The sequence below is a fragment of the Blautia faecis genome, assembly GCF_027662325.1.
Lineage (GTDB): Bacteria > Bacillota > Clostridia > Lachnospirales > Lachnospiraceae > Blautia_A > Blautia_A faecis.
The window spans coordinates 5,580-15,274 of sequence record NZ_JAQDKY010000059.1; the positions used below are offsets into that span (position 1 = coordinate 5,580).

Annotated in this window: 7 protein-coding genes and 1 pseudogene; 7 read left to right on the forward strand and 1 reads right to left on the reverse strand. The window is 43.3% G+C overall.

The window, feature by feature from the left end:
* The first annotated feature begins 563 nt into the window (after nt 1–563).
* The 6 genes from PGQ38_RS17980 (at nt 564) to PGQ38_RS18005 (ending at nt 7,929) form a co-directional block, all read left to right on the forward strand.
* Nucleotides 564–2,507, forward strand: a complete 1,944-nt coding sequence (locus PGQ38_RS17980) for a glycoside hydrolase family 127 protein (protein WP_118582633.1) — start codon at nt 564–566, stop codon at nt 2,505–2,507.
* Nucleotides 2,508–2,594: 87 nt separating this feature from the next.
* Nucleotides 2,595–3,950 carry an ABC transporter substrate-binding protein gene (locus tag PGQ38_RS17985; protein ID WP_173717466.1) on the forward strand — a complete coding sequence of 452 codons (1,356 nt, stop codon included), beginning with the start codon at nt 2,595–2,597 and terminating at the stop codon, nt 3,948–3,950.
* Nucleotides 3,951–4,154: 204 nt separating this feature from the next.
* Complete coding sequence (locus PGQ38_RS17990; RefSeq protein WP_118582639.1) at nt 4,155–5,072, forward strand: carbohydrate ABC transporter permease; 918 nt, start codon at nt 4,155–4,157, stop codon at nt 5,070–5,072.
* 3 nt (nt 5,073–5,075) lie between these two features.
* Nucleotides 5,076–5,933, forward strand: a complete 858-nt coding sequence (locus PGQ38_RS17995) for a carbohydrate ABC transporter permease (RefSeq protein ID WP_226815327.1) — start codon at nt 5,076–5,078, stop codon at nt 5,931–5,933.
* A 160-nt stretch (nt 5,934–6,093) separates the two neighbouring features.
* Entirely contained in the window at nt 6,094–6,807 is a 714-nt protein-coding gene (locus PGQ38_RS18000; protein ID WP_118582642.1) for a YesL family protein, read from the forward strand.
* An 81-nt stretch (nt 6,808–6,888) separates the two neighbouring features.
* Nucleotides 6,889–7,929 (forward strand): LacI family DNA-binding transcriptional regulator, encoded by a 1,041-nt coding sequence (locus PGQ38_RS18005; RefSeq protein WP_118582645.1) that lies wholly within the window; start codon nt 6,889–6,891, stop codon nt 7,927–7,929.
* A gap of 101 nt (nt 7,930–8,030) precedes the next feature.
* Here PGQ38_RS18005 and PGQ38_RS18010 read toward each other — a convergent pair whose 3' ends face one another.
* Nucleotides 8,031–9,050: an ABC transporter substrate-binding protein gene (locus PGQ38_RS18010; protein ID WP_173717467.1), complete on the reverse strand. Its 1,020-nt coding sequence runs from the start codon at nt 9,048–9,050 to the stop codon at nt 8,031–8,033.
* A 335-nt stretch (nt 9,051–9,385) separates the two neighbouring features.
* Between PGQ38_RS18010 and PGQ38_RS18015 the strand changes: the two are divergent.
* Nucleotides 9,386–9,505: pseudogene (locus tag PGQ38_RS18015) on the forward strand (helix-turn-helix transcriptional regulator); the annotation flags it as partial.
* Between the last annotated feature and the right edge of the window lie 190 nt (nt 9,506–9,695).

The window sequence follows — 9,695 nt, forward strand, 5'->3', positions numbered from 1 at the left end:
GTTGACACTGGTATCATAATTACTTACATTATAGCAGAAATTGTCTGACAGAACCAGAGAATGTTTGAAAAATAAAGTCACTGTTCACTGGTAACGTTCCGCGAGGCGTTTTTTGTGAACAAAGTTCACAGAAAACCCGAGAATTAAGTTTGCGCAGCAAACGCTACTTCTTGTGCTTGTCACAAGAAGGTTCGTCTTTCTGTGCTTCGCAAAGCGCGTTACTGCGAACGGAGCGAACAGTAACAAAATAAACTTGTACGTTATTTGAAAGGTTGTATGTCATAAAATGTATTATAGAGAGAAAATAATATAGAAAAACGTTTAATTAGACGAAAAATATAGTGATAATCCATAAAAATCAAGTATATAATCTATAAAAAAAGCTGAAAAAAATAAATAGTATTTACAAAATCCATTTGACGTGCTACTATCAGTTTAAAGATAAGTAAAACGATTAACGAGAAACCAGTAAACTAAAAGAAAAACATGGAATTAATCCGGTTTTTTATTTTTTACAAAGAAGATTAAACGATTAATTAAAATCGGCAAAGGCAGGTGCAAATATGAAAAAACACTTGAAACAGTTGGATCTGAAGAGAATCCGGATCACAGACAGTCTGTTTGGGGAATATGTGAATAAAGTAAGCGAGAAGATCATTCCCCATCAGTGGAAAATTCTCAATGACCAGCTGGAAGATTCAGAGCCTACCTATTGTATCCATAATTTCCGTATTGCCGCAGGTGAAGAAAAGGGAGAGAGAAAAGGAGTTGTTTTCCAGGACACAGATCTTTACAAATGGCTGGAAGCGGTTGCCTACACCATAGCAGGTGGCCGTGGGGAGCATCTGGAAGAGCTGGCAGATCAGGTTATTGATCTGATAGGGAAAGCACAGGAACCAGATGGATATCTGAATACTTATTTTTCCGTAAATGCCCCTGCGAAGAAGTGGACCAATCTGGTGGAGGGCCACGAATTGTACACAGCCGGACATATGATCGAAGCTGCTGTTGCTTATTACCAGGCTACAGGTAAGGAGAAAATCCTTAATATTGCAAAGAAAAATGCAGATCTCATATGCAGGGTGTTTGGTACAGGAAAAGGCCAGAAACGAGGTTATCCGGGACATCAGGAAATTGAACTGGCCCTGGTGAAGCTTTACCGGGAGACCGGAAAGAAGATTTATCTTCAGCAGGCCAGGTATTTTATCCAGGAGAGGGGCAGGAATCCTAATTATTTGCAGGCAGAAATTGCGGGAAGAGGACATCCGGAATTTTTTCCGGAGTTCGAGAGGTACGATCTGGAATATTCCCAGGCTCACAAGCCTCCTGTAGAGCAGGATGAGGCAGTTGGACATGCAGTAAGGGAAATGTATATGTGCTCCGCAATGGCTGATCTGGCCGGAGAAGATGCCGATTCAGGGCTTATGGAAGCTTGCAGCAGAATTTGGGAGAACATGACGACACGGCGGATGTACATTACAGGAGGAATCGGAAGCAGCGGCTTCCGCGAGCGGTTTACTACAGATTACGATCTTCCAAACAGTACCAACTATTCTGAAACCTGCGCATCTATCGGTGTGATGATGTTCGGGCAGAGAATGGCAGCCATCACAGGAGATGCTTCTTATTATGACTATGTAGAGAAAGCGTTGTATAACACTGTGATTGCAGGAATCAATATTGCAGGAGACCGGTACTTTTATGTAAACCCACTTGAGGTGGTTCCGGAATTTTGCACAGAGCACACTTACATGGAGCATGTGAAACCGGTAAGGCAGAAATGGTTTGGAGTTGCCTGTTGCCCGCCAAATGTGGGAAGAACCCTTGCTTCTTTGGGACAGTACATATACGCAGAAGATGAGGAAGGGGTTTATATTAACCAGTTTATCTCCTCTACAGCAGATACAGAAATCAAAGAGAGCCGTATGAAGATAAAAATGGATTCCACGCTTTTGCAGGATGGAAAGGTTCAGCTCCAGGTGCAGTCGTCCGGACCAGGAATCCTGAACATCCGCATTCCCTGGTACAGTGAGAAATGGGAATGTGTGCAGAATGGAATTTCCATAAAAACGCAGCCTGACAAAGGCTATCAGAGGCTTTGCATTTCACCGGGAGACACACGGATCAGTATTGATTTCCATGTGGTTCCCAGATGGATGGGAGCCAATGACCAGGTGAGGGCAGATGCAGGAAAAACAGCCCTGATGAAAGGTCCGCTGGTGTATTGCCTGGAGGAAAAAGAAAACGGCAGATTCCTTTCAGAGATTTTTGTAGAAGAGAACACTTCGATAGAAGAAAACGCTCCCGCAGAAGAACTGGTAGGAAATGTTCCAACTCTTTCCTATAAAGGAATACGTGTAAGAAACAAAGGTGCAGACGGCGAAAATCAGTTGTACGGAAGTGTAGAGCTGGAAAAAGAAGAAGTTTCTCTGCGGGCCGTTCCGTATTGTATGTGGAACAACCGGGGACAGGGGGAAATGCTTGTATGGCACAAGCTGCGGATATGACAGTATTACAGATTAACTTTAAAACAGTAAATGTTTACAGCGGCCAGGCAAAGCCGTTATAATAAGATTAAGAAAAGGAGAAGTAGTATGAAGAAAAAACAGTTATTGGGGATTTTACTTGCAGGTACAATGATGGTTGGAGCAGCAGTTCCGGTTTTTGCAGCAGATGGTGACAGAGTAAAGATCACATATGCACAGTGGGGAAATGAAACTGAGACAGCAGCTACACAGGCAGTTGCTGATAAGTTCAACAGCGAACAGGACAAGATCGAAGTAGAAGTAGTGAAGATCGATCACGATACCTACGTTACCAAGCTGAATGCCATGGCTACAGCTGGTGAGCTTCCGGATACCGGTATTATGAGTGAGGCCGGCGTGCTGAAATTTGCAGAGAACGGACTTCTTGCAGACATCAGCTCTATGTATGGTGAAGGCGATGCCAAACCTCTGGATTGTCTGACATTCCGTTACGACGGCACACCAGTTGCATATTCTGCAGCAAACGAAGTTCTGAACCTTTGGTACAACAACGATCTTCTGAAAGAGGTTTGTGAGAAGCAGGGAATCGATCCTTCAGAGGTGACTCCTCCGGCAGATGCTGAGGATGCATGGGATTGGGATACTTTTGTCCAGACAGCACAGAAGCTGACTCTGGATATCAATGGAAAGAATGCTTTGGATCCTGATTTTGATCCGGACAATGTAGATATTTACGGATGTACCATTAACACACTGCCATGGCAGCTGGAAGTATGGGCAAAATCCAATGGCGGCGGATATTACAGCGAAGATGGCTCTGAATGCACCATTGACTCTCCGGAAACGGTAGAAGCACTTCAGAGAATCGCAGATCTGTCAGACGTTTACCACTGCGCACCTCCTGTAACAAGTGCTGCTAATGCTCTGGAATCCTCCCTTGGAAGCAAAAAGGTGGTTATGGCAACAGACGGTGCATGGAACGTCGGCACCTTCCTTGGACCAAGCGCTGATTTTGATTACGGTGTAGGTGTTCTGCCTTACATGAAAGAAAAAGTTACTATCTGTACTGGTGGACCAAACGTGGTATTCTCCACAACAGAGCACCCGGAAGAAGCTATGGAATGGCTGAAATGGTATTATCAGGAAGAGAATTCCTGGTCCCTGATCGAGGCTGGAACATGGATGCCGATCCTGGATTCCTGGTACACAGATCCTGAGAAAACAGATAAATGGATCAGCAACCCGAACTATCCGGATAAAGACATGTACAAGAGCGCAGTTGTGGATTATGCTATGAACAACGCACAATCTACCTCCTGGTATTATGTAAACGGAACTGAAGAGTTCAACGCCACACTTGATTCTGTATTCTCCAGCGTATGGGCTGGTGAGGAGACCATGGAAGAAGCGATTAACGAGAACCTGGAAGAGCTTCAGGATATCTTTGCTGAGAACAATGGCTGATCGGAGCTGTTCATACAGGCTCTAGAGCTGGTTATTTTATAGCAAAATAGTGAACGAAACAGTTACTGATAATAGGTAACATGAAGCAGCAGTGAAAATCTGCTGAAAAATAGGAAAAGCAACTGGACTGACCGGTTACTGTCCAAGGATATTATTTCATATTACTGACAGATACCGGTCAGCTCCCTTTTAAGAGGTGCGGGCATGAAAGCAAATAAGAAAAACAAAATAAAAGTGACATCAAGGGCCGGTAGAAAAGAAGAAAGGACCGCTTATCTCTGTCTGATACCGGCATTCCTTGGAGTAAGTCTGATCAGTTATCTGCCGACACTGGCAGTATTTGTTTTAAGCGTATTTAAGTGGAATGGTCTTTCCTCACCGGAGTTTGTAGGTCTGGAGAACTTCCAGCGTATTTTTACAAAAGATATTTATTTCGCAGATTCTATAAAAGCGACAATTTTGTACGCTCTTCTGGCTGTGGTAGGCGCTATTATCTATTCTCTTCTGGTAGCCCTGCTTTTGAATATGAAAATATGGGGACGGACATTATTCCGTTCTGTTTTCTTCATTCCATACCTTTTGCCTGCAATCGGTGTTTACAAAGGATGGCAATGGTTATATGAAGGTAACTTCGGACTTTTTAACTTTGTCCTTCGAATGGTGGGACTGAAACCTCAGAGATTCCTGGACAGTCCGAGTCAGGTAGTACCTTCCCTGGTAGTAATTGCAATCTGGACAAGCGGCAACCTGATCGTGGTTTTCCTTGCAGGACTTCAGAATGTACCGCGGGTTTACATGGAAGCAGCGGAAATTGATGGTGCAAATGCATGGCAGCGCTTCTGGAACGTTACCATTCCAAGCATTTCCCCGATTATTTTTTACAACGTGCTGACTGCCCTGATCACACACCTGCAGGTTATCAACCCGGCGCTGGCTCTTACAGATGGCGGCCCAGGAAAAAAGTCCATGTTTATGTCCTATGTTATTTATCTTTATGCATTTAAGAAAAACAAACTGGGATATGCAGCTGCTTATTCTGTGATCTTCTTTATCCTGGTTGGAATTTTTACGGCAGTACTCTTTAAGACGCAGAAAGAACAGATTTTCGGAGAGGGGGAATGAGAAATGGCTGGAAAAATGGCAAGCAGAAAGAAAAAAGAAAAAGCCTTTAATGTTCTGGCGTTTTTCATTGTACTGATTCTGGCTGCATTGGTACTTCTTCCCATCTGGTGGATTTTCCGTTCTTCCCTGATGAGCACGGCAGCATTGAATGAATATCCGCCTTCCTTTATTCCTCATGAGTGGCTCTGGTCAAACTATTCCAAAGCGCTGGAGACTTTTGAGTACTGGACTTATTTTAAGAACACATTCACCATTATCATTCCGGCAGTTACCTTTGGTACCATCACTGCGATTTTTTGCGGATATGCCTTTGCAAGACTTCGTTTCCGCGGGAAAAAGCTGATCTTCAACATCTGTGTTGGCACGATTCTTCTTCCGGGAATGGTAACCTTGATTCCTCTGTATATTTTCTGGACAAAGGGAATGGGACTGGGTGATACATATTGGCCGTTGATCTTGCCGTTCTTAACAGGTGGTGGTTTTTTCAACATTTTCCTGATCCGGCAGTTTCTGATGACGATTCCAAAGGAACTTGATGAGGCGGCTTCCATTGACGGGGCTGGAAGAATGAGAATCCTATGGACAATTCTTGTTCCTTCAATTAAACCGGCGGTAGTTGTAGTTGGAATGATGCTGTTCATCCAGATATGGAACGACCTGCTTCAGCAGATCATTTACATTAACAGCATGAGCAAATTTACCTTTGCCATTGCGCTGACCAACTTTACCGGCTCATTCGGAACTAACTGGCCGGTGGCACTGGCAGCCACGTTTATGACAATCCTTCCTGGTATTGTGATTTATATCTTCGGGCAGAAGAGCTTTGTGGAAGGAATTGTGCTGACTGGTATGAAAAATTAAATTATAACAATATTAACATTTTCAGGCAGGGCGGTGGTCCTGCCTGTACGAAATTTAAAATGAGGATGTAAAAAGCCTCTTTTTCAAACACGCTCTAAGACAATGCTTTGTGGGGTGTATGAAGAGGCTGTAATCAGGCAGTAATTTTGAGGAAAAGCATATGAGACTGACAAAAAGATTCATGGACTGGTATCAGGGAAATAATGATAAGGAGAAAGAGACGCCAAAGGGCGGTGTGAAGAGAGTTGGTTATGTACTCTGGAATTACGCCGGCAGACTGGTTGGGGCAAATGTGCTGTTCCTTTTGTGCTGTATTCCAATCGTGACGATTCCGGCAGCTCTGTCAGCACTGAACCGTTATCTTTCGGCGATTTACCGGGTAGGATATGGTTTTTCCCTGGAGGATTACTGGAAAGAATTTAAGTCTGATATTCTGAAAAATCTTCCGGCGGGAGTGCTCACCGGCGCTCTGGGATTCTATTCCTGTTATCTGCTCAGTCTTGCTGGAAATTTCGGCAAGGGAACTACCCATGATGTGCTGATTGGGTGTGGGATTGGTGTAATGATCTTTGCCATACTTATTGGTGGATATTATTTTGTAATGTCCGCTATGTTAGACCTTGGCGTGGGGGTATTGCTGAAAAATACATTTCTCATTATGGTATTGGAATGGAAGCTGAGTATGGTGATCGTAATCACTGTGGTAATTGCCGGCGGAATTTTGCTGGCACTGGCACCATATTCTCTGTTTCTGCTGCTTACGATCGGCGTTTCTTTTCCGCAGATGGTGATATATGCCTGTGTGGACAGGGCCGTGGAGCGAAGGGTGCTGCAGCCCTTTGAAAAATTACAAAGTAGAAGAGCAGGGGAGTAGAGATGGCGATTGTGGCTGTGAATAAAATATGATAAGATTGTGATAGAAAGAATTAATAAAAAAACCGGAGGGAGAAGTTCCATGCCGACCATAAAAGAAATTGCAAAAGCCTGTAACGTATCAGTTGCGACTGTTTCCAATATTATAAATCATAAAGGCAGCGTTGGTGATGCCACCAGGGAGCGTGTAGAGAAGGTGATTCGCGAGATGAATTATACGCCTAATTATGTTGCCAAAAATCTGAAAACCAAAAACACCAGAAGTATCGGTGTTATTGCAGAAGATATGACAGTTTTTGCTCTTCCTGATATTATCGACGGCATTACGGAATACTGTGAGGAAGCTGATTACCAGATTCTTCTTGTAAATCTCCGTCTTTATAAGAAATTCCAGGATAATTATTACCGTGATAACCGTCACAAAGAAATTGTACGTCAGGAGTTCCAGAAGCTTCTGGCAAAGCAGGTCGAAGGAATTATTTATGTGGCTGCCCATGAGCGCCTGATCGATATTATCCCAGAGGATCTGCCCATTCCAACGGTAGTTGCTTATGGCTTTACTGGCAGTGGGAAAATCCCATCTGTAGTGGTGAAGGATATCAAAGGTGCCCATGATCTGGTCAGTTATATTGTTTCCAGAGGACACAGGAAAATTGGTGTTATCGCAGGTAAGAAGGAGAGTATTCATACCCAGTCCCGTCTGGAGGGCTACCAGAAGGCTTTGTTCGAAGGAGGGATTCTCTATGATCCGGATATGGTTACTTATGGGGACTGGGATCGGCAGAGTGGCTATGAGAACACGGATATTCTTTTGGAAAAGGGTGCAACAGCTATTTTCTGTATGAATGATTTCATGGCTGGTGGAACCTATGACCGTTTGGAAGAGCTTGGGCTTCATGCTGGGAAAGATGTGGCTGTGGCTGGCTATGATAACCGTGAAATGGCATGCTATGAAAAGCCGCCGCTTACTACCATGGCTCTTCCTCTTCATGATATTGGCTATAAAGCCTGTCAGATCATTATTGGGATTCTGACAAAAGAAGAAGTGGAGTTGGATAATGGAAATTGCTTTGTGGAGTGTATTCCTTGTATTCGGGAGTCGGTGAATGCGGTGGAGGCATAGAGAACGGTATTTGCTATTTAATGTGTTGAAAAGTTCTTCAGGAGGGACGCATTGTCCAAATGCGTCCGGAATAACGACCAGCACATTAAATAGCAACTTTTTTAAGAAATCGCAGCTTCAGCGAATGCAGTTGTAACCAGGTTTTCACAATCTGCCCTGTCAGATAATTCTCCTGCACTCTCCAGAATATCCTGCAAAAGTTCAAAACTATCTTTTTCGAATATCAGATTCTCTTTCCAGGTATCCTGCTCATAATAACGCTTGACAATTGTGGTAAGGGTATCTATATCTGTTTCCGGGAATTGAGGGGAAATCACCTGCGCAATTTCCTCAGGGGAATGGCTTTGTACATAGTCCATGCCTTTTTGAAGGGCGTTTGTGAAGCTCTGGATAATCTGTGGGTTTTCGTTAAGAAAGCTGGTCTTTGCACTGTAAGAGGTATAGGGGACATAGCCGGAATCCACGCCCAGAGAAGCCACTACATAGCCTTTTCCTTCTTTTTCCAGGGCGGTTGCAGAAGGCTCAAATTCAACAGTAAAATCTGCTGACATGTCGCCGGTAAATGCAGCTGCAGTGGAACCAAAATCAATACTCTGGTCGATTTCCAGATCCGACGCCGGATCAATATTATGATTCTTTAAAATGTACTCAAATACCATTTCCGGCATGCCACCCTTACGACCACCAAGAACTCTCTTATCTCTCAGCTCATCCCATGTGAAATCCGGCATTTCTTCTCTTGCCACAAGGAAGTTTCCAGCCCTCTGGGTGAGTTGTGCGAAATTCACAACCGGATCAGTGGCACCTTCCTGATAGGCATAGATAGATGCCTCGGCCCCCATAAATCCAATATCAGCTTCTCCGGAAATGACAGCAGTCATAGTCTTATCCGCACCAAATCCTGTGACAAGTGTCAGATCTAGCCCTTCCTCTGCGAAATACCCTTCTTCAATCGCCACATATTGCGGTGCATAGAAAATTGAATGCGCCACTTCGTTTAAGGTAACCTTTGTAAGCTCCTCTTTTGATTCTCCATTCTTTGCAGCAAAGACTGTGGCTGGCAGTGCAGTTACTGCAAAAATCACAGCTGCTGCCAGTGAGATCCATTTTTTATTCTTCATACAGAGACTCCTTTTTGACTTCTGCTGTTAGGATATGCAAAATATGGGAAAGATGTTCGTAATAAGTATATTGCAAAGCTTAAAAAGAGGGTCGAGAAAAGTTATTTACCTGCCTTTTCTGATAAAATTTGTAATTGGATTTTTAACTTTCCTAACAGTTAAAAAATATGAAATGTATTTAACAACAATTCAATTGTGCTCATCTGTCAATTCTGCTATGCTTTAATCACAAAAGCTTTTGGAATTTTAACCGAATAAGTTGCGAAGCAGCATTCGGTTATGAGCAAGTAGCGAAGCGGACCTGGAATATCCGCTTGACTCAGGAGAAAAATATGATGAATATTGGAAATGTGATTAAAAAATATAGAAAAGAATTAGGTTACACGCAGGAAGAAATGGCAAAACGTCTGGGAGTAACCACTCCGGCGGTGAATAAGTGGGAAAATGGAGTTTCCCATAGTTAAAGATACCACACCAAATATGATGAACCCACGCTTATACACTACCAGCTATAATAAACCGCAAGGACAGCAATTTGATGATACTGCTGTCCTTTCTTTTATAAAATTGCAGTACACATAAAAAAGCTGTAAAATGATAAATATATTTGTCCTTGTAACAATTCTCGGACATTTGCCTGTTATA